Source organism: Haladaptatus sp. HS23 (assembly GCF_056892285.1).
This window is the reverse complement of record NZ_JBXGLH010000001.1, coordinates 998,125-1,022,072: the sequence shown is the minus strand read 5'-3', so window position 1 is coordinate 1,022,072 and position 23,948 is coordinate 998,125. Positions and strand designations below refer to the sequence as shown.

The window sequence follows — 23,948 nt, the reverse complement described above, 5'->3', positions numbered from 1 at the left end:
GGACGAAACGTACCTCCCCACGACAATAGTTGTCGTTGTTCGTCCGGGGTGGCTACGTCGTCTCCGTCGTATCCATCAAAACGGTTCGGGCTACTCGTCGTTCCCTTCGCCCTCGTCTTTCTCGTCCTCGCTCTCGGCAGCGGACAGTCCATCGTCGCCGCGTTCCAACGCCTTCGGCGCGTCGTCGTAATCCGAATAGCCGTCGAACCAGCGGACGATTCGCTCCAGTCGGTCCACGACGTGCCCCGGTTCGCCGCTCCGGGAGAGCTCGTGGCCTTCGCGGGGATAGCGCACCAAGCGCGTCTCCACGTCGTTTTTCTTGAGAAGGAGATACAGCATCTCGGCGTTGTTCACCGGGACGCGGAAATCGTTGTCGCTGTGGATGAGCAGCGTCGGCGTCGTCACGTTCTCGACGTACGCGGTGGGCGAGCGTTCCCAGAGGAACTCCGGTTCCTCCCACGGCGTCGTATCGAAGTCCCACTCGATGAGTTTGAAGGCGTCCGTCGAGCCGTAAAAGCTGCCCAGTTCGTACACGCCGCGCTGGCTGACCGCGCCCTTGAACCGGTTCGTGTGGCCGACTATCCACGCGGTCATGTACCCGCCGAAGCTTCCGCCGGTGACGAACATGTTCCCTTCGTCGACGTAGTCACGCTCCGCGACGAGGTCCACACCGGCCATCACGTCGGTCATGGTCGTATCGCCCCAATCGCGTTCGATGGCGGCCATGTGTTCCTCGCCGTAGCCGGTCGAACCGCGCGGGTTCGACCAGAAGACGACGTAGCCTTCCGCGGCGAGCGTCTGGAACTCGTGCCACATCGTGCCGCTCGTGGACCACATCGCGTGTGGGCCGCCGTGGATTTCGACGACGAGCGGGTACTGTTCGTCCTCGTCGAAGTCCGGCGGCGTGAGGAGCCATCCCTGAATTTCGACGCCCTCGTCGGACTCGAAGCGGAGTTCCTCGGGTTGACCGACCGCGCGGTCGTTCAGGTACTCCGCGTTGGCGCGGGTGAGTTGGTGCGTTTCGGCTCCGCCGGGCGTCGAAACGAACAGGTCGCCCGGGTGGTCCCACTCGGACTTCGAGTAGGCGACGGCGTCGGAGCCAACCGAAACGTCGGTGATGTGTCCGTCGCCGACGACTCGCTGTGGTTCCTCGCTCCCGTCGGCCGACACGCGCCAGATGACTTGGTCGCCCTCGTCGGGAGTCCCGAAGTACACCCGCTCCTCGTCCGGGTCCCACTGCGGTTCGATTGCGAGCGTTCTGTCGAGCGTTTCGGTGAGCGTCACCGTCTCGCCCGTGTTCCGGTCGAACACCTCGAGGTCGGTCTGTCGAAGCGTGGCGTTCTCCTCGGGCGAGTAGATGTAGGCGATCCGTCCGTCCGCCGTCGCCGCTATCGACGCGCCCCACGCGCTCGTCTGGAAGAGGGTTTCCTCCTCGTCGGCGTCGGTGTCGTATGCGACGACGTCCACGATGATGTTGTCGTCCGGGTCGCCCTCGCGTCTGGCACCGAAGTAAAGCGTCGTTTCGTCGCCCCAGTCGGGACCCGCGAAGTCGAAGTCGCCATCCGTCAGTCGTTCGACGGAATCGTCGTCCAAATCGGCGAGGTAGACGTGGCTCCGTTTCCCGTCGAAATAGCTCGTACCCGCCCGGTAGATCTTCCGGTCGATGACGCGGGGGTCCGGCGTTTCCGGTTCGTACTCCTCGCCGTCGAGCGAGATGTCGCGCGCTTCCTCCCTGTCTTCCTCGGTGCTCGACTGGACGAACGCGATTTTCGTCCCGTCGGGAGACCACGCCAACTGCGAGACGCCGCCCGCCACGTCCGTTACCTGTCGGGCCTCGCCGCCCGCAGTCGGCATGACCCACAGTTGCGGTCGGTCGTCATCCGCTCCGCGCGTGCTCACGAACGCGAGTCGGTCGCCGCTCGGACTCCATCGTGGACTACTGTCCACACCTTCGCTGATGGTGAACTGGCGCAGTTCGTCGCCACCCAGAGGAACGATGTACACCGTCGCTTCGTACTCCTCGACCCCGTCCGGAGCGGAGCGGACGAACGCCACTCGTTCGCCATCCGGCGAAACCTGTGGGTCGTTCACACTGACGAGGTCGTGATACTCGTTGGCACGTATCGTCTTCATATCCATTCACTCGGAGCGCGAGCCAAATATATTTTCGATTCGAAATACCAGTTCCGTTACGATAGCTCCGGATTCGTCGTTCAATGCCTTTCAACGAACTCCTTCGAGGAATGAAAGTGCGCCCACGCAGTGTTCGTAGCATGGCACGCGACAAACGGTACGCGGGCGCGAGTACAGATACGCTTTCGATACTGTTAGGTCTATCGCTATGGTAGAATGACGGTGGTTTCAATCGGGCCACCATTCACTCGGGTAGTTTCGGAGTGACCGACAATTGTCGGTTGTTCGAGTGAAAGGACGGCTGAACACTCACACGAACTTGGAAATCGCGTCCACGATGATGGCGAACGCCCTCGGACCGAAAATCGCGAGCAGCGTTTCGAACGAGAGCGACCCTAACGCGGAGAGGAGGATGAAGTTCCGGTCTTTCATCTCGCCGAACCCGGCGGGGACGGTCAGCATGCCGCGAGTGAACGGCAGCGTGTTGCTAAGCGGGATAGCGAGGGGACCCCAGCGTTCGAGCCAGTGGTCGAACCGGTCGAGCGAGGAGTCGTCGATTCGGAACCACGGCTTTTCGAGGAGGTACTCGCGGCCGCCGCGCTTCGCCAACAGGAACAAGGCGTACTGCCCGGCGGTCGAAGCGATGACGGCGACGGCGACGATGAGTGCTATCGTCCGATAATCGGTGGGCGATTTCGCCAGGACGGTGACACCGACCGGGACGACGGTTTCGCTCGGCGCGAAGTACAACATCATCGCCCCTTCCATAATGAAGATGAAAAACAGGGCGAACAGTCCGTACTGGTCGAGCCACCGTTTTGCGAGCGTTTCGTCACCGAACAGGAAGAGGAGGATACCGGCGACCGCCACGAGCGCGACGCCGCCCGCGAGGACGAAAACGCCGTAGTCAGCAACGAACGTTCTAATCGAGCGCGAATCCGGAGCAAATGACAGGATTGCGCCGAAAGCAAAGAGGGCGAGGAGGGCGAGAGGGGTCGTCTCGACCGCAACGAGCGAGGCGATATGCATCAGATACGAATATTGATGGGACGGGCTAAATGCGTTGTGACCCGTTCCGAGAGCGACGCGGTTTTGGGGATTCCGTCGGTAGCAATGGTATGAACTTCACCGACCGGCCGCGTCGGCTTCGTCGCGACGGAATCCGAGAGTTGGTCAGCGAGACGACCCTTCGGGCGAACGACCTCATCGCCCCGGTGTTCGTCGATGCGACGACGGACGAACGGATCGAAATCGAATCCATGCCCGGCCACGAGCGAGTACCGATAACGGAGAGCGTCGCTCGCGCGGAGGAGGTGCTGGAAACGGGCGTCGAAGCCGTGATGCTGTTCGGTATCCCGGAATCGAAAGACGAACGCGGCAGTCGTGCGTGGGCCGAAGACGGCGTCGTGCAGGAAGCCACGCGTCGAATCACGGCCGAGACGGACGCCACGGTCATCACCGACGTCTGTCTCTGTGAGTACACCGACCACGGCCACTGCGGAATCGTCGAGGACCACGCCGCGGACGACCCGCGACTCACGGTGAAAAACGACGAGACGCTCGACCTCTTGCAGAAGATTTCCGTCTCGCACGCGAAAGCGGGCGCGGAGATGGTCGCACCCAGCAGCATGACGGACGGGATGGTGGAAGCGATTCGCACCGGACTGGACGAGGCGGGCTTTTCCGACGTGCCGATCATGAGCTACGCCGCCAAGTACGAATCCGCGTTCTATGGCCCGTTCCGCGATGCGGCGGACGGCGCACCCGCGTTCGGCAACCGACGACACTACCAGATGGACCCGGCCAACGCGCGCGAGGCCATGCGCGAAGTCGAACTCGACGTCGAACAGGGAGCGGACGTACTGATGGTCAAACCCGCACTGCCGTACCTCGACATCGTCCGGGACATCCGAGAGGAGTACGACCATCCGGTCGCTGCCTACAACGTGTCCGGCGAGTACGCGATGTTGCACGCTGCGAGCGAGAAAGGATGGCTCGACCTACAGGAGACGGCACTCGAATCCCTGCTCTCGATCAAACGGGCGGGCGCGGACCTGATTCTGACCTACTTCGCCGAGGATATCGCCGACGAACTCGCGTAAACGAGACGACGGAGTCGGTGAAACTGCAAAGGAAGGTGTTTGCCCCGGATTTCGGCTGTTCTCACGCGCGCCGACTCTGCCGTGCGGCCGGAGTTACCTGCAATCGGGTAAAACGTTCGTCCAGAAACAGGCCGGGAAGGGATTCGTTTCTGCCCGTCTTACAACCTTAAACGGATAGTATCCGATAATAAACCGAGTGTTCGTACAGTTGTTAGTGCGATAAATGGAAGATATTGTCAGGCAACATTATATACGACGATACTGTTCTGGATTACCATGGCACAAGACACCGGCACGGAGGAGTACTCGGTATTCTTAGACAGTTACCCCGACGACTTCGTGATCGTCCCATCGAAGTCGGGCGAGAAGTAGGGAAGAAGGGACAACGAGCGGGAACGAAAAACCGTTATTCGGAATCCGACTCCGACTCCGAATTCGAATTCGAATTCGAATCCGAATCCGAGGCGTCCGACGCCGAATCGGAGTCCGAACCCACATCGAGCGCCCCGAGCGTCTTTTCGGCCCATTTGATGGCATATCCGACGCCGTGGTCGCGGTAGGCCTGCGTATCGAGCGCGGCGAACGGTGCTGGCGGTTCGATACCGTGTTTGACGGCGCTACAGGCGAACTCGGCGGCATCGGGGAAGTCCGTTCGTCCGGTGACGACTTCCCGCGTGATGCCGTCCAACCGCGGTTCGATTCGCTGTCCTGCGTCCTGCCACGCGTCGAACAGTCGCGGGTGTGACTCTTGCCATTCGATGAACTCATCGCGCGTGTGTAGCCCGTTGTACGCATCGCAGAGGGCGACTGCGAGTTGATACGTACCCGCGGGACCGAGCGGAACGGCGTCGGAAAACTCCCGATACCGTCCCTCGAAGAATTCGAGGAAGTGTTCGGGAAGGTCGAGTCCGATTTCGACGAGCGCTTCCGCTATCAGGAAGTCGATGAACTCCTCGGGCGACCCCTGAACGCGCGCTTTCACGAAGAGAACGGGCGGGACGGTTTGATGGGTCCACGCCACGCTTCCGTCGCCGGGCATTCCGACGACGAGGTCGGACCCGGCGAATCGTCGGAGGAGTTCCGGGGCGTCGTCGGGTAGCCACTCATCGGGTGCCGAAAACGGACGGAGTTCGTCCGTCAGGAGTGCGAGGTCGTCGCGCGCCGGAATCGGAAGCGTCTCGAAGTCGCGTTCGCAATCCAAGACGAGCGCGTTCGGAACGTGGTCGTCTCGAACCGCCGCTACGTCTTCCGGAACGGTTCGTTCGCGGAACATCAGGCGACGAGCCAGACGTTGAGGACGACTGCAAGTGCGGCCAACATCGTCAGTACGACGGTACCGATGACGATTTTCGTCGGAGTACTCATACCCGTTCGTTCCCACTCGATTGCTTAAAATCTGCCTACTCGGGTCGAAACCCCTTCGTTTCCACTCCAGATGGTCGTTTGATAGTTGACTCGACGGCACCATGTCCACCGCGAGTCCACTTCGTTCGATTACCTCTCGACTTCGACGGTATCGAACGTCGAAGTGACGAGACGGGCGAACCCCGATTCGAGTAAGAGCAACAGGTTGTAACAGAGTGTCCCCCAGAACCCGATAAGCAAGGATCCCCAATTCGACGGGAATCCTGGTTGAGCGCCGCCAAGATTCCGTAGCCAAGAAGGAGGTTTCCGAAGATGGCGACGACGTGGACCATGGACGCGACGATGAGTTGCTCGGTCGGATTCATACAGTCGTTTCCGCCATACCCGAGCAAAGCCTCAACTCCTGCTGGTGCGCGGGATTGATACGACGCAGTGACTCGTCGACGACTCGAATAAAAACGAATCAGCTATCCACTGCGCCGGTCCACGAGTCGGGGACCTGAATGACGTATCGGCCGTTCTCCCGCATGGCGATGATGTACTCGTCGCGCTCGTAGAGTTCCATCAGATTGAGTTCGTACTGACCCGGTTCGACTACCTTGATGCTCTCGAACTGGCTGTTTAGCTCCTCGCGCAGTTCGTCGAGGCTCGGTTGGTCGTCTTCGGGTGGTTTGATGACCGTTCCAGTACCCTCGTTGTCCGGCCGTTCCGGGAGTTCGTCTTCCGGGACGATTTCGGAGCGGGCACTCGCTTGCGCGCTGTCTTCGTTCGAATTGGCGGCGGGTTCGTCCTTCGAAGTGGCCGCTGGTTCCTCCGCCGATGGTTGGGGTACCTCGTCCTGTGTTGCCGCTTTCGGTTCTTGTGTCGTTTGTTCTCCGTCCGCGGTCTGCTGTACTCGGGGTTGTGCGGATTCCGTACGCTCCCGTGCGGGTTCACCGCGGTCCGGTTCCGTTGTATCCGAACTGCCGCGCGACCCCACCCATCCTTTGACGGTGTTCGCGGCACGACCAACCGTTCCCGACCCGGTCGGACTGTCGGCAGACGGTGACGCGTTCGCACTCGCTCCTGCCGATTCGGAGGCCTTCGTTTCGTCTGGAGATGACCCGGAGGGGCGGAACTGGAACTTGTTACCGCCACAGTCGGGACACCCCGAAAGCATCTCCTTCGACCCGTCGGCGAACGTTCGTCCACAGTTCGTACACTTGTGGGGCATTATTTGTGGGAGATGAGTGCGCTGATGAGGTTTTCGTCCTTGTGAAGCGTCTCGATTTGGTTCGCCGGACCGATGACCGTGAGCTTCGAACCGGACGACTCACGGCCAATCAATCGACCGAGGAAGCCGCTGTCGGACGTCTTCGAGCGCGGGTAGGTCTCGATTTCGATACCACTGAACTCGTCGGGGCTGATTTCGGTCATCGTCACCTCGATGAGTTTGCTCTCCTCGTCGGGGGACAATCCCTCTTCGAGGATGACGATGTTGCCGTCACGGACGCCATCGAGTATCATCCGAATCTTCTCCATGCTGGTCTTCCCAGCCATCCGTTCACCACCGATGAGGTCGACTTGAACGCCGTCGTCTGAATTTTTCACTTCCGGCATCGTGATCACCCGAAGTACTCCGCTATCTTCGTGTACACTTCGTCCATGTTATCACCCTCCAATGCGGAGAGTGGAATCGTCTCGTGTTGCGGATACGCGTTGCGAATCCGCTGGACGCTCGAATCGTCGAGATCGGTTTTGTTAGCGAGAATAAGTACCGGCAGATCCTGACTCTCGATGATGCCTATAAGCATCGTGTTCACTTGCGTGAACGGGTCGGTCGAGCTGTCGAGAACATAGATGACACCATCGACGTCTTCCCGAAGCCAATGCATCGCTTCCGCGACACCTTCGGTGGCCTCGCGGGAACGACGTACCGCGTCCTCTTTGTCCATATCGTGGTCGAGGAACTCCTCGTAATCGACTTTCGTCGTGACACCGGGCGTATCCACGATATCGATAGTGACTTTTCGTCCGTCACGTTCGATTTCGACGTTTTCCTTCCGACGCGCGCGGCGTGTTTCGTGTGGAACGTGGCTCTCGGGACCGACCGCGTCGCCCGTCCAATCACGAGCGATGCGATTGGCAAGCGTCGTCTTCCCAGCATTTGGGGGCCCATAGATACCGATCCGTTTCGGCTCTTCTGACGTGAAGAGCTTGTCGGTCACACGTGCAATACTTTGCCTGAGACCAGTAAACAATCCCATCCTTTTTCCTCCCAGACCCCAGTGTCGGATAATCACTCTAGACAACGGGTTGTCGAGATTGAGCCGGACGTGCGGGGCTGTTGCGCGTACAAATTTACGCCACTCACTTAAACCTATGTCAGACAACTCGTGACACAATTCCCGGACGGAAGTAGAAAAGAAATAGCACGCGGGGGAGACGAAGAAAAAGAAGAACACGGAAAACGAAGAAGAGAACACGGAGACCAAATCGTACGCGAGCGAGACGGCTCGACCGAAGCATTTCGATATTCGAAACGTCCGCATCTTTTCGCTTTTACATCTGTAATCGAATTGGTTAAATTTCTAGTACTGGATTCGAGTTGGTTCGTTTCCGATACCGTACTGAAATCTCGTATCGGAATTTCATATTGGAACCCCGTACCGGACTCACACACTGGAACTTAGCGAGTCAAATCGGGAGTAGGGCAGTTACTGGATGGGACGGTGATTGATTGGAGGTGTGGTTGATTGGAAGGGTGATTAACCGGAGGAGTGATTGACCGGAGAGGTGACTGACCGGGATGGTTGATGACTAAACGGAACGGTTGCTGCGCTAACTGCGAGGTTCTCGAAGTCGTCATTGACTTCGAACCAACGGTAACGGTCGGAGGAGGTGGAAGACGTTTCCACTGGAAACGGAGGGGTTGACCGAATCAACCGGACGAAAACGGTCGAAACGATTCGTCTTGTCTGGAGGGAGAGTGGATGGTCGTATCGTCGTGTACCCGGAGTATGATTGATGATAGCACGAGTCGTGATGTACCGTCGTCGAATGCGTGTTTCGTGTCGTCTGTGCAACTCGTTCGGGACACCCCCACCCCTTCGTTTCAGGTGGAACGACGAACGAGTGGGGGGCGGGGTGTCAGGTTCGGGTAACTTACAGAACATACTCCCCTCTAGAAAAGTTATATCTCTAGTTTGCGGATATTGTTAGTTAGACTGTGTAATAAAGATTCCCGTTCTAGATTCGACCCTCCCCCCACCCCCTCCTTCTCCGCGTTCCACCCGAAACGAAGGGGTGGGGGGGGGTCTAAAGTTACGTGTTATCATTGGTCACGGTATCCATGTTTGTCCACTTTCCGACCGACGTCCAATCGTCGACGCTACTTCGTGAACACCACCTCCAATTTCCAATTTTTGATATCTCTGTCTGTGCTCCACGCGTTCCACCCGAAATGAAGGGGTAGAGGGCGGACAGACCCTGCCGCCGCTGATTCGCCGTGCGTCACTACAACCCCTTTTCCACCGTTCTATACGCTCATTATCTCGCCATGCTACTCTACTTCGTCACTTATTCCTGCTTTTCCACTCTGGCCCACTTCTCCACCTTTTTACACACTAGCCTACTTCTCCCCCCTTTCACATTCTTCCACTCTGCCGCCTTTTCACATTCTTCCACTCTGCTTCCCCCTCACACTACTTCGGCTCCACCCGAAACGACCCGCTTGTGGGAGTTGAGCAGGTCAAACGAACTAAACTCGAGGACGAACTGAACCGGATATTTGGAGGTAGGTACGTATGGACGCGATACATGTTCATCTTCGTGCCGACGAACCCATTGAGGGTCCTCCGCTTTTCTCCCACCGTACGGACCATCGAGTTCGAAGTCGAAAGAAAATGCTCCGACATTCGACCTCACATCGATCGCCTCCAAATCCTTTCGAAAAATACCATCCGTTTCTCACACAGCCGGCTCGCTTTTCGCTTTTCCCCGCCTTTCGTTCGACCCGAAACGATGCTGATTCAGCGTGAAACCTCCAAAAACACCTTTTTCGTTCATCACTCCACCGATGAGAAAGATTTTAGTACTGTGCTGTACCTCTTTTTCATCTGCATCAACTGGACGCGCTGTCGCTTCTCTGGGACGGAAATCGTGACGCTATTCCCGGTTTCCTCCCTTCTCTCTCCGCACAGTGCGTCAACTCCAGTCGAAACGAAGGGGTACAAAGACGACGTATGTCAGACGAGAACACAGACCCGGCGGACGAACGAGGCGGCCACGCGAACCGTGGTTTCGAGGGCATCGACTTGGACGATGTCGTGTTGGACGACTCGGACGACGAGGGCAATCACGGTTTGTTCGACGACCTGCTCAGCGGCGAGCCGATCTTCGAGAACAAGGAGGTGCTCCGGCCCTCGTACACGCCACACGAACTCCCACACCGCAAAGAGCAGATCAACCGCATGGCGACCATTCTCGTCGCCGCACTGCGTGGCGAAACGCCGTCGAACATCCTCATCTACGGAAAGACGGGAACCGGTAAGACGGCGAGTGCTAAGTTCGTGAGTCAGGAACTCGAACGAACCTCGCTGAAGTACGAAGTCCCGTGTGAGGTCGAATACATAAACTGCGAGATAACGGATACACAGTATCGCGTACTCGCACAACTCGCCAACAAGTTCATCGAGAACAATTTGGCCGACATCGAAAGCCAAATCGAAGAACTGAACGACATTCGCGACGGCGTCGCCGCCGAATCCGAGCAATTAGCGAACACCGACTTTTCGTCCGTCCAGGAAATCGACGACCGTATCGAGGAACTCGAAGCGGATTCGGAGGAGATAGAACCGGTACCGATGACCGGGTGGCCGACGGACCGCGTGTACAACACCTTCTTCGAGGCCGTCGATTATCAGGAACGCGTCGTCGTCATCATGCTGGACGAAATCGATAAACTGGTCGAGAAATCCGGTGACGACACGCTCTATAACCTCTCGCGGATGAACTCCGAACTCGACAACTCGCGGGTATCCATCATGGGTATCAGCAACGACCTGAAGTTCACCGACTTCCTCGACCCCCGCGTCAAATCCAGTCTGGGGGAAGAGGAAATCGTCTTCCCGCCCTACGACGCGAACCAACTCCGGGACATCCTCCAGCACCGCGCGGAGGTGGCGTTCAAGGAGGACGCCCTCTCTGACGACGTAATTCCGCTCTGTGCCGCCTTCGCCGCACAGGAACACGGTGACGCGCGACGGGCGCTCGACCTACTCCGGACGGCAGGCGAACTCGCCGAACGCGACCAAGCCGAACGTGTGGAGGAGGGGCACGTCCGAAAGGCACAGGACAAGATCGAACTCGACCGCGTGGTCGAAGTGGTTCGAACGCTCCCGACCCAATCGAAACTCGTCCTCTTTTCGACCATCTCGTTGGAGAAGAACGGCGTCCACAACATCAACACCGGAGAGGTGTACAACGTCTACAAACACCTGTGTGAGGAGATAGACGCCGACATCCTCACCCAGCGCCGCGTCACCGACCTCATAAGCGAACTCGACATGCTCGGCATCGTCAACGCCGTCGTCGTCTCGAAGGGGCGCTACGGGCGCACCAAGGAGATCAGCCTCTCCGTTCCCATCGAGGAAACCGAGGCTGTCCTCCAGTCCGATTCACGACTCGGCGACATCGACGACATTCAGCCGTTCATGCAGCAGGCTCGGTTCGACAGCTGAAATGCCACTCCCTCCGACGGCTAAATTTCCACTGCAGAAATATTTCTCCCCTCTCTTTCGGTTTCCACCCGAAACAATGGCCTTCGTCAGTGTTGTTCTCTTGTAACCAGTGAGTCTCACCACTCCTGTTTCAGACGATTTGTTCGCCGTCGTCGTCGTACACCTTGATGGCGTCCACGGGACAGACGCGGGCGGCCATCTCGGCGTCGAATTCGGCTCCGTCGGGCACTTCTCGGACGAAGATTCCCTCTTCGACTTCCTCGCTCTCCAGTAGGTCGGCCTTGCCTTCCTCGCGGTTCTCGACGAACTCCTCCCACTCCGCGGTACACTGATACATCCCGGTACAGGTGTTCCGGTCGTATTCTATCTTCATAGCTACCACTCTGGCGTGGGTCCTCAAATGGATGACGGAGCAAAACAACAGATGAACCCGACGGCGAACGTCACGAAACGTACGCTCGAAGCGCCTCGGTCGTTGGGTCCAGCAACGACGAAAGCAGACAGGGTTCGTCCGTATTCGGCTCCCACTCGTCCGCCGTGAGATAGTCCCCGATCTGATGGACGATACCGGCATCGACGCCGCGGTACTCGGCGACCGCGAGCAGGGCCGCCTCCGCCATCCCGAGCGAGAGAACACCCTCGTTCGCGTAGTGTTCGATTTCGGGTACCGTCTCGCGGTACATCGCTCCCATCGTCCACGTCGGTCCGCGGTGAGTGTTGATTCCGGCGTCCGTGAGTGTCGAATCCAGACGGTCCATCACCGCTGGTGTCGTTGTCACCGTCTCCTCCGCTGGCAGATAATGCTGTGAAATCCCGTCGTCGCGGACCGCTCGCGTCGGAAGAATGGCATCCGAGGACGGGACGTCTTTCTGCAATCCCGCACACCCACAGAGAAGACACACTACCTCCGCACCCGCCGCAATCGCGTTTTCCGTGACTATGGCGGTGACAGTCGGACCGATGCCGAAATCACCGATAAAGCCGACCTCCTCGGAAAGCAGTTGTACCTCTTGACTCCGAACGTAGTTCACGCGCTTCGTCGTCCGCTCGTCTACCGCGTCGAACAACTCGTCTTCGAAGCCGAGGATGACCGCCTCTGGCATGTCGGGGAGACTTCCGCCGTGAGCGTCCACGGCCTCCTCCGGCGAGAACAACGCCGGGGCGTCGTACTTGTCACCGTAGTTTGGAATTGGCATACTCACATGTCGAAACACCTTGAAAAATATCTTTCTTCGGAGTCCACCCGACAGTTTAAACGGGAAGACGCGCCAAACGATGGTAATGACCGGACTCGCACCGCGCACGCAAGGTGAGCGTGCGTGAACGTCACCGACTTGACGGGGTTGCCGGACGGCGTTCCCGAACACTTCCACGCGCAGGGTATCGAGGAACTCTACCCGCCGCAGGCGGAAGCGGTCGAAGCAGGTATCACCGACGGCGAGAGCATCGTCGCCAGCATCCCGACCGCCAGCGGGAAGACGTTCATCGCGGAACTGGCCATGCTGTCGAGCGTCGCCCGTGGTGGCAAAGCCCTCTACATCGTCCCCCTTCGAGCGCTCGCCAGCGAGAAAAAGGAGGAGTTCGAGGAGTTCGAACAGTACGGCGTCTCCATCGGCGTCTCCACGGGGAACTACGAGAGCGACGGCGATTGGCTCGCCTCGAAGGACATCATCGTCGCCACGAGCGAGAAGGTCGACTCGCTCGTCAGAAACGGCGCGAAGTGGGTCGACGACCTCTCCTGTGTCGTCGCCGACGAAGTGCACCTCGTCAACGACTCCCATCGCGGTCCCACCCTGGAAGTCACGCTCGCCAAACTCCGCCGGGTCAACCCGAACCTCCAGACCGTCGCGCTGTCGGCGACCGTCGGTAACGCGGAGGAGATGGCCGACTGGCTCGATGCTACTCTCGTGGATTCGACGTGGCGGCCCATCGACCTCAGGAAGGGTGTCCTCTACGGGCAGGCACTGCACTTCGACGACGGCACACAACAGGAACTCGCACGCGGAAACGAGAAGGAAACTGCTGCGCTCGTCCGCGATACACTCGAAGACGGCGGGTCGTCGCTCGTGTTCGTCAACTCCCGCCGAAACGCAGAGGCGGCGGCGAAGCGACTCGCGGACGTGACGAAAGCACATCTGACCGACGAGGAGCGCCGGGATTTGCTCGACATCGCCGACCGAATCCGCGAGGTGAGCGACACCGAAACGAGCGACGACCTCGCGAACGCCGTCGAAAAGGGGGCCGCGTTTCACCACGCGGGCCTCGCCAGCGACCACCGCTCGCTGGTGGAGAATGCCTTCCGCGACAAGCGCATCAAAGTCATCAGCGCGACGCCGACGCTCGCCGCGGGCGTGAACACGCCGAGCAGACGAGTCATCGTCCGGGACTGGCGGCGCTACGATGGGGACATCGGCGGCATGCAACCGCTTGACGTACTCGAAGTCCATCAGATGTTCGGCCGTGCGGGTCGGCCGGGACTCGACCCGCACGGGGAGGCGGTCCTCATCGCCAAGAGCCACGACGAACTACAGGAACTGTTCGACCAGTACGTCTGGGCCGACCCGGAGCCCGTCCACTCGAAACTCGCGGTGGAACCCGCGCTTCGGACGCACATCCTCGCCACCGTCGCGTCCGGCTTTGCCGGGACGGAGGAGGAACTCCTCGATTTCCTCGAACGCACGCTGTACGCGACCCAGACCGACGAAACGGGACGACTCGAATCCGTCACCCAGCGCGTCCTCGACTACCTCGAACGGAACGGCTTCCTCGAACGGGACGACAGGTTGCGCGCTACCGGCCTCGGCCACCGCGTCTCGCAACTCTACCTCGACCCGATGAGCGCCGCCGAAATCATCGACGGACTGCGCGATGCGGACGGGAAACCGACCGCACTCGGACTGTATCACCTCGTCTCACGCACGCCGGACATGTATCAACTCTATCTTCGCTCGGGTGACCGCGAACGATACACCGAAATCGCCTACGAGCGCGAGGAGGAGTTCCTGGGCCACATGCCCTCGGAGTTCGAAGACAACGCGTTCGAGGACTGGCTCTCCGCGTTGAAAACCGCCCGCTTGCTCGAAGACTGGGCGAGCGAACTCGACGAGGACCAAATCACGGAGCGCTATGCCATCGGCCCCGGCGACATCCGCGGGAAGGTCGAGACGGCAGAATGGTTGCTCAACGCGGCCGAACGCCTCGCCGCGGAACTCCAGCGCGACGAGGGTGAGCGGTTGCCGTCCACGACGACCACGGCCATCAGGGAGGCGCGCAAACGGGTCGAATACGGCGTCGAGGAGGAACTTCTCGACCTCGCCGGCGTTCGCAACGTCGGGCGAAAACGCGCCCGGCGGTTGTACGAGGCCGGCATCGAATCGCGAGCCGACCTCCGCGAGGCAGACAAATCGGTCGTTCTCGGTGCGCTCCGCGGTCGGAAGAAGACGGCCGAGAACATCCTCGAAAACGTCGGCCGACAGGACCCCTCCCTCGACGGTGTCGAGGCGGATGCCGAGACCGTGGCGACGAGTGCGCGGGCGGCGAACGACGGCGGACAACAGAGTCTCGGTGATTTCGAATGAAGCTGGTCGAAGGGAACGCCTCCGTCGCCGACGTGAACGAGTTCGTGGCACGTCTCGGCGACATCGGCGACGAGTTCGACTGTGCGATACAGGCGTTCGACGCCGACTACGTGGCCGGACGGGCGCATCTCGAATCGGCGGTGGAACACGCGAATCGTGCGTTCGAACGCGGCGAGAACGTCGCTCGCGACCCTGCCGTCGAAATCCTCCTCTACGCGGCAGGCCGTCGCCAGATCAATCAAGCGCTCGAAATGGGCGTCTCGGAGGGTGAACAGGATGTCATTGTCGTCGTGGCCGGCGAACGGGAGACGCCCGCCGCGGCGGGCGTCTCCGAGTTGCTGACGCCAAAGGACACGCTCGGAACAACCGACCGCGAATCGGTTTTCGAGTTCTTTTCGATCTCGGAACGGGAAGTAGCGGCGACGACGGCTAATCTCACCGATATCGTCCGTGAACGCGTCGCTCTGCTGGAAGTCGAAAAGTAACAAACCGGCCACGGGGCAGGATAACCGACGGTCGTCCCTTTCTTGGCCAGTATGAATTTCAAACGGTGTGATGTAGTTCGGCACGGAGCAATGTCCGACGAGAACCACGACGCCGAACGCGTACAGGATAGTGCCCGCGAGCGGCAGCACGAACGAGCGGAGCGAGTCGAAGACGTCCTCGGCGACGCGGGTCGGATGCTCGGCGAGCACAAGTATCCGACGACGAGCGAGGAGTTAGCGACCGAATACGGCGACCAACCGCTCGACTTGCCGAACGAGACGGAGACGCTCGGAAGCGTCTTCGACCGCATCGTGGACGAACGTTTCGAATCCCCGGAAGAAGCCCGTGAAGCCGTGTACAACGAAATTTCCGGTGAAGCTGGCGGCATGGCGGAGTACAACGACGAACGGGAGTTGCGCGAGTTGGACGAGGAGGAAACCGACTCCGAGTCGGAGACGAACTGGCAGTAATCGGTCCCTTCTCCAGTGGAAACCGAGGGGGTTATTTCCCAGTGTCGTGGCGGAATCACTACTTTATGCCCGCTTTTGAGCCGATGACTACTGTCCGATGAAAATGATATGAAACCAACCGCTTTCCGTGTTGGCGGCGTATCGAACGTGATGGGTGGGAAAAATGAAGAATCAGATACGGCAAGAAGGTGCCATAAATCGTCGAACGTTCTGCCGGTTGGCCGTTGTATCGACTATCACTACGCTACCAACTGGGGCGGATTGTCGCTTCACGGGGGCGTCGGAATCACGACTCGCTGGATACGGCTACGGGGAGTACGGGAGAGTTGAACTATGACCGACAACCACCGGTACGAGACACCGGACCCCGGTACGACCGACTGGCACGTCCCGCTCAACCGGAACTTCGAGCGGCTCGATTCCGACGTCGAGATACCCGCTGTCGAGCGGTTATCCCGTCGATTTGGACCGTTATTCCAACGGACACGAAGCGTCATCGTCCTGCCCGCCTGTTCGAAATCGAAGGGTTCGACTACCGAACCTTCCTTCCTCTCACCTTCCTCTCAACCCAGATTATCTTCTGCCAAGGCGGTCGGAAATGGGAACTTGTCGAGGCCGATTAGAACGTACCGTGCAGTGGTGAGAGTGAGAGGAAGGGAGTAGCGTCCGCCTATCTGATTTTGACGGCCACCGCTGTGGACGATATCGGAGATAAAAAATCCTGTACGGGCCGAACCCAGGTCGTTGTATCGGGATGGCAACTGGATTGGTCATTTCCTCATGAACGTCCGGGGGTCTACCGATTCGGTTCGCTAAATCTCCATTCAACAATGACAAAATTGTAATATCATGAACCGAACAGTATATCTTCATGTATGATTATTGACTATGAGTCCCTCAGAACGTTGAAACGGCAACGTTCCGGTTGAAAGTAGTGATATCGGGGTACTAGCCCGGGATGACAGATGCCAACTCCGCGCCGACATCTGCAGATGATATGTCAGTACGATCGCTCATAAGTATTTATCATTCTAATGGAAATGATGAAATAATATTAAAACATAAATCCTCGTACCGTATCGCTCTGTGGAAATATTGATTATACACGAACATTCATATATTATTACAAATGTATTGACATGTATGGTGGAATGGAATTCTGAAAGGAACGTCCGCCAATCTGTTTCTTCGTCCGTAAATAGGATTGAGGAGGATGAACTCATCGCGGAGCTTCGACGAGTCGCCGATCAGCTCGACGAAACCCCGAGTATACGAGCCATGGAAATACACGGAGTGTACTCACCCAGCACGTATCAGTCCCGATTTGGTACCTGGAACAATGCGATAGTTCACGCCGGTCTCACCCCTAACTCCGCCGATCAAACCGAGTATTCGAGCGCAGAGCTTCTCTCGGATCTTCAGACGCTTGCGAATTCGGTACGTCGGACGCCGACGAAAGCGGACATGCGGGAGCGCGGTACTCATTCTCCATCGACCTATCTCGAACGGTTCGGTTCGTGGGAGGCGGCGGTGAAAGAGGCCGAATTGACCCCGAGAACACGGGGTGTGAAAATTTCCGAAGACGAGTTGCTTCGTGCCCTCTCGGAACTATCGGAGTCACTCGGCCGAATCCCGACCTCTACCGAAATGGCCGAGCGAGGGCGTTTCTCCCCATCGACGTACCGACGCCGATTCGGTTCGTGGAACGAAGCGGTAGAGAGAGCAGAGCTTTCGGAGACGTTTGACAACTCTTCCTGCCGACGGTTTTCGAACCAGGAGATGTGCGATGAACTAGAACGGATGGCGGGTGTTCTCGGCCGTCCACCGACATCGACGGAAATGGATGAGTTCGGTGAGTATAGCGCTGCCACCTATCGGCGCCGATTCGGTTCTTGGGTAAACGCTCTTACGGATGCCGGATTGAACCCGGATCGTCTCAAACAGGGTAACAACGCCAAAATCGACGAACAAACGCTTCTGGACGAATTGTGTCGTCTCTCCGCGGAACTGGAGCGCTCACCTACGGCGGAGGAGATGTGGAAACGAGGGCCGCACAGTCCGAAAACGTATCTCGATAGATACGGCACTTGGAATGCTGCACTCGATGCGGCGGGATTGAAAACGCGGCATTCCCGACGGAACGGAATCGAAGATCGGGAGCTAATCATCGAATTACGACGGCTAGCGAAAGTTCTCGGTCACGTTCCCCAGCGAAAGGAAATGGAAGAGCAGGGCTCCTTCTCCGGGATGACGTATTACAACCATTTCGGCTCGTGGCAAAACGCCATCGAAGTCGCTGGATTTGATATCGATACCGAACGGGATGCGTCGACGATTCGTGCCCACTGTGCCGTCTGTTGTCGCGCTCTTTCCCGGCCGCTCACTCGAATCGAAGCGAAGGGAAAAATCACCTGCAGTAGCGATTGTCGTGATATCTCCGGTAAATCGACTATCAGATTCGACTCCGATATTCTCGGTCGAACGGAATCACGTGACGACACGTTCAGTCGATTGGCTGCAATGATCGATTCCGATACGATTTCCGTTCCGGACGTGTTACTGTATCTTCGGTATTCGATAGACCTCGTGTGCTCCGACTTCAACTCGGCGGTACAGGGGAACGACTACGTGACTGTAAGCGGGGAGCGGGTAGAGGTCAGGTCTCGGGACTCACCGACACGATTCTTGGTAACTATCGACTCCGTCGACGAACTCGTAGACCGAATCGAAGCGATGAAACGACGGCCGACTGCGAACTTCGACGCAGTGAATACGGGGGAAAGCGAACGGACGAACCCGACGAACGAATGATATGCGCGTTTGTTTGGCATTCGTGCGACTTCGTTCGGCCGTCCGTTACATTTTGCCCCGACCGTCCGTTGTAGAGTTCCTCCGGATAGAATCGTTGCGACCGGGTATCTCAGTCGCTGGTCGATTCGGCTGTCGGATTCACCCATTTTGCGGTTAGCATCGCCGCACGAATCCACGGTCTGTCGTTTTCTTCGACGAACTGTACTACTTCGAGCATCATCCGATGAGTGAGTAGTGGAGCGCCCATCGCGAGACCGATTCCTCCCAGCCATCCAAGGACGAGCGACGGTATATCGCTCTCTCTCGTCGTCATGAAGACGACGAGTAGTAGGGATGCCATCGTGGCTAATGCGCCACCGATGGTAAATGCAATCAAGACGAGGATGATATTTATTGCAGTTGCGTGAATATCTTCTTTTGATACTCTGAATGACAGTCTTCTAAGGCGACTACTATCCATACTTTACATATATATGGATTGACGTGTATATGTATGAAGGTGTACTGACAATTATTGCAACTTATTTCTATATCTGAGTAGCAAATGAAGATAATTGGGTCGAATACGGAAAATAATACAAACTATTCACCATCTTCATATCTATCCTCTCTACATAAATAAGCAAATCGCTGCCAGAAACATATGGGATACCAGTCCCGCTACTCGAACTATCAAGACGACGCGAGAAAATTTCCGATAGTCCCACACGGATTCGAACCGCGGTCGTTGCCCCCAGAAGGCAACAGGATTGGCCACTACCCCATGGGACTCGAACTGCAAGATATCGTATTAGCCCCTTACTTGTAAGCGTTGCGCGTTTGCTCCGCGTGTGATACCGACTATCATCACGTGTGCATGCACAAACCAGCACCTATTTCTGTTCTAATTACGCATGTTCGTGTATGTACATCGGACGTTTCATCGTCGTCGGTCCCGAAGTCGGTGCCTATCGCGTCTCCTCGCGGTCGTTCCCGAACCGAAAAGCAGTGGCTCACGGTGATACCGTGACCGTCGGTCCCACCGAGGACGCACCGGAGACCGACAACCCATATATCGCATACAACTGCGCCCGCGTCGTCGGCGAGACGGCGGTCATCGGCAACGGGTCACAGGTGGACCCCATCGCCGAGAAGATAGAACTCGACTACCCGGCACGCGACGCCCTCGCCGAAAGCCTTCTCGCGCTCGACTACGAGAAGGACGACTACGACACCCCGCGAATCGCCGGAACCGTCGGCGAGGAGTCTTACATCGGCATCGTCCGCCGGGACGCCCTGTTGGTGAAAGAAATCACGAAACCGACGCTCGTGGCGACCTACGAGAAGGATACGCCGGAAGCTTTCGACTTCGACGCCACGGACGCCGAAACTGCGGCGAGTGCGGCATACGAACTCGACTTCGAACACCCCGTCTGCGGGGTCGGCGTCGCACGAAACGACGAACACGGTGGCTTCTCCCTCGCGGTCGAGAACGGGAACTAAGGGTCCGCCGAACGTATCGACCGGCATGAAGGTCGGTATCATCTCGGACGTTCACTCGAACCGCGTCGCGTTGGATGCCGTTCTCGACGACATGCCGCCCGTCGAGGCGCTCCTCTGTGCCGGTGACGTGGTCGGCTACAACCCGTGGCCGGGCGAGTGTATCGACGCCCTCCGCGACCGCGTCTCTGCGAGCGTGATGGGTAACCACGACCGAGCGGTCGTCACCGGAACCGCGTTTCGTTTCAACGGCATGGCCAAAGCGGGCGTCGAATACGCCCGCGACGAACTGAACGACCTCCAGATGGACTGGCTTTCCCACCGCCCCGACTCGCGTCGCGCCTGTGACCGCCGAGTCAGAATCGTCCACGGCCATCCCGACGACCCCGACCACTACACGTACCCCGAGGAGTTCGACGCCGACCTACTCGACGACGAGGAGGTCCTCGTCATGGGCCACACGCACGTTCAACACCACGAAACGTACGACGACGGCATTGTGATGAACCCCGGTAGCGTCGGCCAACCGCGTGACGGCGACCCGCGTGCCGCCTACGCGATTCTGGACCTCGACGAGTTGCGCGTCGAGGAGCGCCGCGTTGAGTACGATATCGAGGCGGTACAGGAGGCGGTTCGGGAAGCCGGATTACCCGACAAGACCGGCATGCGGTTGGCGAAAGGGCGGTAAGGTGGACGGTCGTTCGGGGGCGGAAATCGCACGTCGACGATACCTGTGGCTCCGCGGACATCGACTCGAAAATAGGGGATAACTCGAAATCGCTCGGGAATCCGCTTACTCGATCTTCTCGTACTGCTCCGCGAGTTTGTCCGCCGCCCCGCCGAGCTGTTCGCGTTCGAACTCGGTGAGGTCCCATTCGACGACTTCCTCGACGCCGTTCGCGCCGAGTTTGACGGGAACGCCGAGTGCGACGCCTTCGTGGCCGTACTCGCCTTCGAGCTTGATGGAACCGGGGAGCACTTCGCCCGTGTCGCGGATGACAGCCTCGACCATGTGGCCGACGCCCGTCGCCGGACCCCACTGGGTCGCGCCCTTCTTCTCGATGACGTTCATCGCGCTCTCTTTGAGTTCGCCGAGGATTTCTTCTTTCTCGTCGTCCGAGAACTCGGGGTCCGCACCGTCGATGCGAACCTTGGAGAAGATGGGAACCTGTGCGTCGCCGTGTTCGCCCATGATGGTCGCTTCGACGTTCTGGACCGGCGCGTCGAAACGCTGGCTCAGGACGTAGCGGAATCGCGCACTATCGAGGCGGCCACCGAAGCCGATGACTTTCTCCCGCGCCCGGTCACCCGTCTCGTACAGGTGGCGGTTGAGGAGGTCCACGGGGTTCGACGTCGTGATGGTGACGAAGTCACCGTCGTTGTGTTCGGCGATGGAAGAGCCGATGTCCTCCATGATGGGCGCGTTATCGCCCGCGAGGTCGATACGCGTCTGTCCCGGTTGGCGCGGGATTCCGGCCGTGATGACGACGACGTCGGACCCGGCGGTGTCCTCGTAGGTCCCCTGTCGAACGACCGTGTTGGAGTCGTAGGCGGCCCCGTGGTTCACGTCCGCGGCCTGCCCGACGGTCTTGTCTTCCATGTCCGGTATGTCAACGAGAACGAGTTCGTCCGCGACATCACGCAGTGCGATGTTGTAGCCTGCGGCGGCCCCGACAGTGCCTGCCGCGCCGACTACGCTTACTTTCACCATGTCACCTAAACGACGCCCTGCTGTTTGGTTAAATCCTCCGGTAGCGTGTGCTATTGCCCCGGACGGTCTCTTCGACTGTACTCCCCAGAATCGACAGTTTGTCGGCTCGTTCCACCCGAAACGAAGGGGTTACGGCGCGACGCCGACGGTCAACAGCGTGCCGAACTCTCGGTATCGTTCGACCATCGCCTCGCGCGTCTCCCAGCTTTCGGTCGGAAACTCCCCTTCGTCGGGAATCTCGATTTCGCGGTCGGGAACGGTATCCTGTTCCGCGACGTACAACCCCGCCTCGCGGAACGCCGCACGATACTCTTCGCCGCTCCAGCGCGTCATCTCGACCGAAATCGAGTCCTGCCACGCGTGGGAGTGGACGTTCTCCTCGTAGTAGTTCACCGCACAGAAGAACGTGCCACCGGGGCGAAGTATCCGCCGAACCTCACGAAGCGTCTCGTGCGGCTCGTTCGCGTAGTAAAACGCCTCCATCGTGAAAATGTGGTCTACGCTGTCGTCGGCGAACGGCAGGTGGTCGAAGTCGCCGACGAGATACGAGACGTTCGAATCGTCGGTGTATCCCTGCGCGTTGCGTGCCATCTCGGGCGACCCGTCGAGTCCGTACACGCGCCCCGCGTTCTTCGTATCGCGCAGTGCCCGTCCGGCGTACCCGCTGCCACAGCCCAAATCGAGCACCGTGTCGCCCGCTTCGACCGGTATCCTGGCGAGGACGTGCTTCGCCGTGTGCCAGTGTCGTTCTTCCATTCCCTTGTCGCGGCCGTCCGCCGCCCAGTCGTCGAACTCCTCGCGAACGCTCATGCACGAGGAAACGACCGTCCCCGACAAAACGCGTTCGGAACGCACAGGGCTTTATTTTTCGACTCCTTTTCGGTGGACATGGTCGGTTCGAGAAAACGATTCGCCGTCGCCGATACTGCCCAACAGATCCTCGGCGGGTTCCTCCTCGCTGGCCCGTTCGTCGTCACGGAGGAGGTCTGGACGGTCGCGAGAACGATGTCCGTAGTTCACGTGCTCGCGACCGTCTGTCTCGTCTTCGGAATCGGATACGGCGCGCTCTACAAGGCGGACCACGACCGCAACCCCGAGCGCGAGGCGGACGTGGCCGGTGTCCCGACGCGCTTCATCTCGCTCATGCTTGTCTCGTTCGGGTCGGTCGCAATCCTTGCCGTGGTGTTCGCCGCGCCGGAGACGTTCCTCCACGACGGTCTGTTCGACGGTCACACATCGACGCAGGTGCTGTTCACGACGGCGAAGGCCGTCAGCGTCGGGTCCGTTTTCAGCGTCGTCGGTGCGGCCACCGCCGACTCGGTGTTCTGACCCGCGTTCCCGCATATTTTAAGTCGCTTCCGCTAGTTACCGGATGATATGGATTACCAACTCGATATAGAGAACACGCCGAACTCGATACCGGGCGGCACCGGCGTCCTCCTTTTACACCCGAGCACCGGGGAAACCGACCGAATCGACACCGACTTTTTGAAAACTGACGCCGACCGCTTCCTCGTCATTTCGACGCGAACCACGGCCCGCGAGGTAAAACAGAAACTCGACCACTACGACGTGGACGAGGACAAAGCGGACATTCTCGATACGCTGAGCATCGAACGTGGCTACTCCCGACGAAGCACGAACGACGTTCACTACGTCTCCGCTCCCGACGACCTCGAAGGGATTCTCTCGGTCACCGAAGATTTCCTGAGCACGACCGAGGGCAAACGCCGCATCAGTTTCGACTCCATCACCGAGATGGCCTACTACGCCGACGAACAACGGGTCTATCGGACGGTCGAGGAAGTACTCGGCCTTCTCGATGAACACGATGCGGTCGGATTGTTCCACCTTTCGAAGGGCGTCCACGACGAAGTGCAGATAGAACGCTTCCTCGGTCTGTTCGACGCCGTCGTCGATTTGGACCGCGACGGCAACGTCGATACCGATTTCTCGAAACTGGACTGACGAACGTGGTCGATTTCACCGACGTTCGCCGAAAGTGTGCCATCTCCACTCGAAACGGTACCCTTCTCGATAGCCACTGCGATACCGATGGTCGTTCCACTTGCCGATATCGATGGACGATTCGA

The 23,948-nt window shown here is 58.8% G+C and carries 21 protein-coding genes and 1 tRNA gene; 10 read left to right on the top strand and 12 right to left on the bottom strand.

All coding sequences use genetic code 11. The features are described 5' to 3' along the window. Nucleotides 1-90: 90 nt before the first annotated feature. Together AC1XDK_RS05585 and AC1XDK_RS05580 are read right to left on the bottom strand one after the other, a co-directional pair. Nucleotides 91-2,133: a S9 family peptidase gene (locus AC1XDK_RS05585; protein ID WP_483348789.1), complete on the bottom strand. Its 2,043-nt coding sequence runs from the start codon at nucleotides 2,131-2,133 to the stop codon at nucleotides 91-93. A gap of 309 nt (nucleotides 2,134-2,442) precedes the next feature. Continuing rightward, nucleotides 2,443-3,162 (bottom strand): DedA family protein, encoded by a 720-nt coding sequence (locus AC1XDK_RS05580; protein ID WP_483348787.1) that lies wholly within the window; start codon nucleotides 3,160-3,162, stop codon nucleotides 2,443-2,445. Nucleotides 3,163-3,251: 89 nt separating this feature from the next. Here AC1XDK_RS05580 and hemB point away from each other — a divergent pair, with 89 nt between their 5' ends. Continuing rightward, on the top strand, nucleotides 3,252-4,235 hold the full coding sequence (gene hemB, locus AC1XDK_RS05575; protein WP_483348786.1) for a porphobilinogen synthase: 984 nt from the start codon (nucleotides 3,252-3,254) through the stop codon (nucleotides 4,233-4,235). A gap of 406 nt (nucleotides 4,236-4,641) precedes the next feature. Here the strand turns inward: hemB and AC1XDK_RS05570 are convergent, their stop codons facing one another. From AC1XDK_RS05570 to AC1XDK_RS05555, 4 genes are all read right to left on the bottom strand, one after another. Continuing rightward, entirely contained in the window at nucleotides 4,642-5,508 is an 867-nt protein-coding gene (locus AC1XDK_RS05570) for a DUF7089 family protein (protein WP_483348785.1), read from the bottom strand. A gap of 555 nt (nucleotides 5,509-6,063) precedes the next feature. Continuing rightward, a complete protein-coding gene (locus AC1XDK_RS05565; protein WP_483348783.1) occupies nucleotides 6,064-6,813 on the bottom strand; it encodes an OapC/ArvC family zinc-ribbon domain-containing protein in 750 nt (249 codons plus the stop codon). After that, complete coding sequence (locus AC1XDK_RS05560) at nucleotides 6,813-7,199, bottom strand: DUF2073 domain-containing protein (RefSeq protein WP_483348782.1); 387 nt, start codon at nucleotides 7,197-7,199, stop codon at nucleotides 6,813-6,815. The genes AC1XDK_RS05565 and AC1XDK_RS05560 overlap by 1 nt, the downstream gene beginning before the upstream one ends. Nucleotides 7,200-7,204: 5 nt before the next feature. Then, nucleotides 7,205-7,846: an Era-like GTP-binding protein gene (locus AC1XDK_RS05555; protein ID WP_231186207.1), complete on the bottom strand. Its 642-nt coding sequence runs from the start codon at nucleotides 7,844-7,846 to the stop codon at nucleotides 7,205-7,207. Between the two features lie 1,977 nt (nucleotides 7,847-9,823). Here AC1XDK_RS05555 and AC1XDK_RS05550 point away from each other — a divergent pair. Next, nucleotides 9,824-11,320: a Cdc6/Cdc18 family protein gene (locus tag AC1XDK_RS05550; protein WP_483348781.1), complete on the top strand. Its 1,497-nt coding sequence runs from the start codon at nucleotides 9,824-9,826 to the stop codon at nucleotides 11,318-11,320. A gap of 130 nt (nucleotides 11,321-11,450) precedes the next feature. On the opposite strand, the gene AC1XDK_RS05545 is transcribed toward AC1XDK_RS05550, so the two are convergent. Together AC1XDK_RS05545 and AC1XDK_RS05540 are read right to left on the bottom strand one after the other, a co-directional pair. Further along, nucleotides 11,451-11,693, bottom strand: coding sequence for a ferredoxin (locus tag AC1XDK_RS05545; RefSeq protein ID WP_483348780.1), 243 nt, complete (start codon nucleotides 11,691-11,693; stop codon nucleotides 11,451-11,453). A gap of 70 nt (nucleotides 11,694-11,763) precedes the next feature. Next, nucleotides 11,764-12,516, bottom strand: coding sequence for a phosphorylase family protein (locus AC1XDK_RS05540; RefSeq protein ID WP_483348779.1), 753 nt, complete (start codon nucleotides 12,514-12,516; stop codon nucleotides 11,764-11,766). A 123-nt stretch (nucleotides 12,517-12,639) separates the two neighbouring features. Here AC1XDK_RS05540 and AC1XDK_RS05535 point away from each other — a divergent pair, with 123 nt between their 5' ends. The 4 genes from AC1XDK_RS05535 to AC1XDK_RS05520 all read left to right on the top strand — a co-directional run bounded on the left by AC1XDK_RS05535 (nucleotide 12,640) and on the right by AC1XDK_RS05520 (nucleotide 18,665). Further along, nucleotides 12,640-14,898 carry an ATP-dependent DNA helicase gene (locus tag AC1XDK_RS05535; protein ID WP_483348778.1) on the top strand — a complete coding sequence of 753 codons (2,259 nt, stop codon included), beginning with the start codon at nucleotides 12,640-12,642 and terminating at the stop codon, nucleotides 14,896-14,898. After that, nucleotides 14,895-15,383: a KEOPS complex subunit Cgi121 gene (gene cgi121, locus AC1XDK_RS05530; protein WP_483348777.1), complete on the top strand. Its 489-nt coding sequence runs from the start codon at nucleotides 14,895-14,897 to the stop codon at nucleotides 15,381-15,383. The genes AC1XDK_RS05535 and cgi121 overlap by 4 nt, the downstream gene beginning before the upstream one ends. A gap of 90 nt (nucleotides 15,384-15,473) precedes the next feature. Further along, nucleotides 15,474-15,854 (top strand): DUF5789 family protein, encoded by a 381-nt coding sequence (locus AC1XDK_RS05525; RefSeq protein ID WP_483348776.1) that lies wholly within the window; start codon nucleotides 15,474-15,476, stop codon nucleotides 15,852-15,854. A gap of 1,143 nt (nucleotides 15,855-16,997) precedes the next feature. Further along, a complete protein-coding gene (locus AC1XDK_RS05520; protein WP_483348775.1) occupies nucleotides 16,998-18,665 on the top strand; it encodes a homing endonuclease associated repeat-containing protein in 1,668 nt (555 codons plus the stop codon). Between the two features lie 109 nt (nucleotides 18,666-18,774). Here the strand turns inward: AC1XDK_RS05520 and AC1XDK_RS05515 are convergent, their stop codons facing one another. Next, nucleotides 18,775-19,005, bottom strand: a complete 231-nt coding sequence (locus tag AC1XDK_RS05515) for a hypothetical protein (RefSeq protein ID WP_483348774.1) — start codon at nucleotides 19,003-19,005, stop codon at nucleotides 18,775-18,777. A gap of 358 nt (nucleotides 19,006-19,363) precedes the next feature. Beyond that, nucleotides 19,364-19,436: transfer RNA gene (locus tag AC1XDK_RS05510), tRNA-Gln, on the bottom strand. 132 nt (nucleotides 19,437-19,568) lie between these two features. On the opposite strand from AC1XDK_RS05510, the gene AC1XDK_RS05505 reads away from it, so the two are divergent. Both AC1XDK_RS05505 and AC1XDK_RS05500 read left to right on the top strand, forming a co-directional pair. Next, the gene (locus tag AC1XDK_RS05505) at nucleotides 19,569-20,147 is read left to right on the top strand and encodes an IMP cyclohydrolase (protein WP_483348773.1); all 579 of its coding nucleotides are present in this window, start codon (nucleotides 19,569-19,571) and stop codon (nucleotides 20,145-20,147) included. Nucleotides 20,148-20,172: 25 nt separating this feature from the next. Next, nucleotides 20,173-20,832 (top strand): metallophosphoesterase family protein, encoded by a 660-nt coding sequence (locus AC1XDK_RS05500; protein WP_483348772.1) that lies wholly within the window; start codon nucleotides 20,173-20,175, stop codon nucleotides 20,830-20,832. 105 nt (nucleotides 20,833-20,937) lie between these two features. Here AC1XDK_RS05500 and mdh read toward each other — a convergent pair whose 3' ends face one another. After that, nucleotides 20,938-21,855: a malate dehydrogenase gene (gene mdh / locus AC1XDK_RS05495; protein WP_483348771.1), complete on the bottom strand. Its 918-nt coding sequence runs from the start codon at nucleotides 21,853-21,855 to the stop codon at nucleotides 20,938-20,940. A gap of 129 nt (nucleotides 21,856-21,984) precedes the next feature. After that, nucleotides 21,985-22,665 carry a class I SAM-dependent methyltransferase gene (locus AC1XDK_RS05490; protein ID WP_483348770.1) on the bottom strand — a complete coding sequence of 227 codons (681 nt, stop codon included), beginning with the start codon at nucleotides 22,663-22,665 and terminating at the stop codon, nucleotides 21,985-21,987. 78 nt (nucleotides 22,666-22,743) lie between these two features. Here AC1XDK_RS05490 and AC1XDK_RS05485 point away from each other — a divergent pair, with 78 nt between their 5' ends. Beyond that, nucleotides 22,744-23,184, top strand: coding sequence for a DUF2391 family protein (locus tag AC1XDK_RS05485; RefSeq protein ID WP_483348769.1), 441 nt, complete (start codon nucleotides 22,744-22,746; stop codon nucleotides 23,182-23,184). A gap of 48 nt (nucleotides 23,185-23,232) precedes the next feature. Then, nucleotides 23,233-23,823 carry a DUF7090 family protein gene (locus AC1XDK_RS05480; RefSeq protein WP_483348768.1) on the top strand — a complete coding sequence of 197 codons (591 nt, stop codon included), beginning with the start codon at nucleotides 23,233-23,235 and terminating at the stop codon, nucleotides 23,821-23,823. Nucleotides 23,824-23,948: the final 125 nt, after the last annotated feature.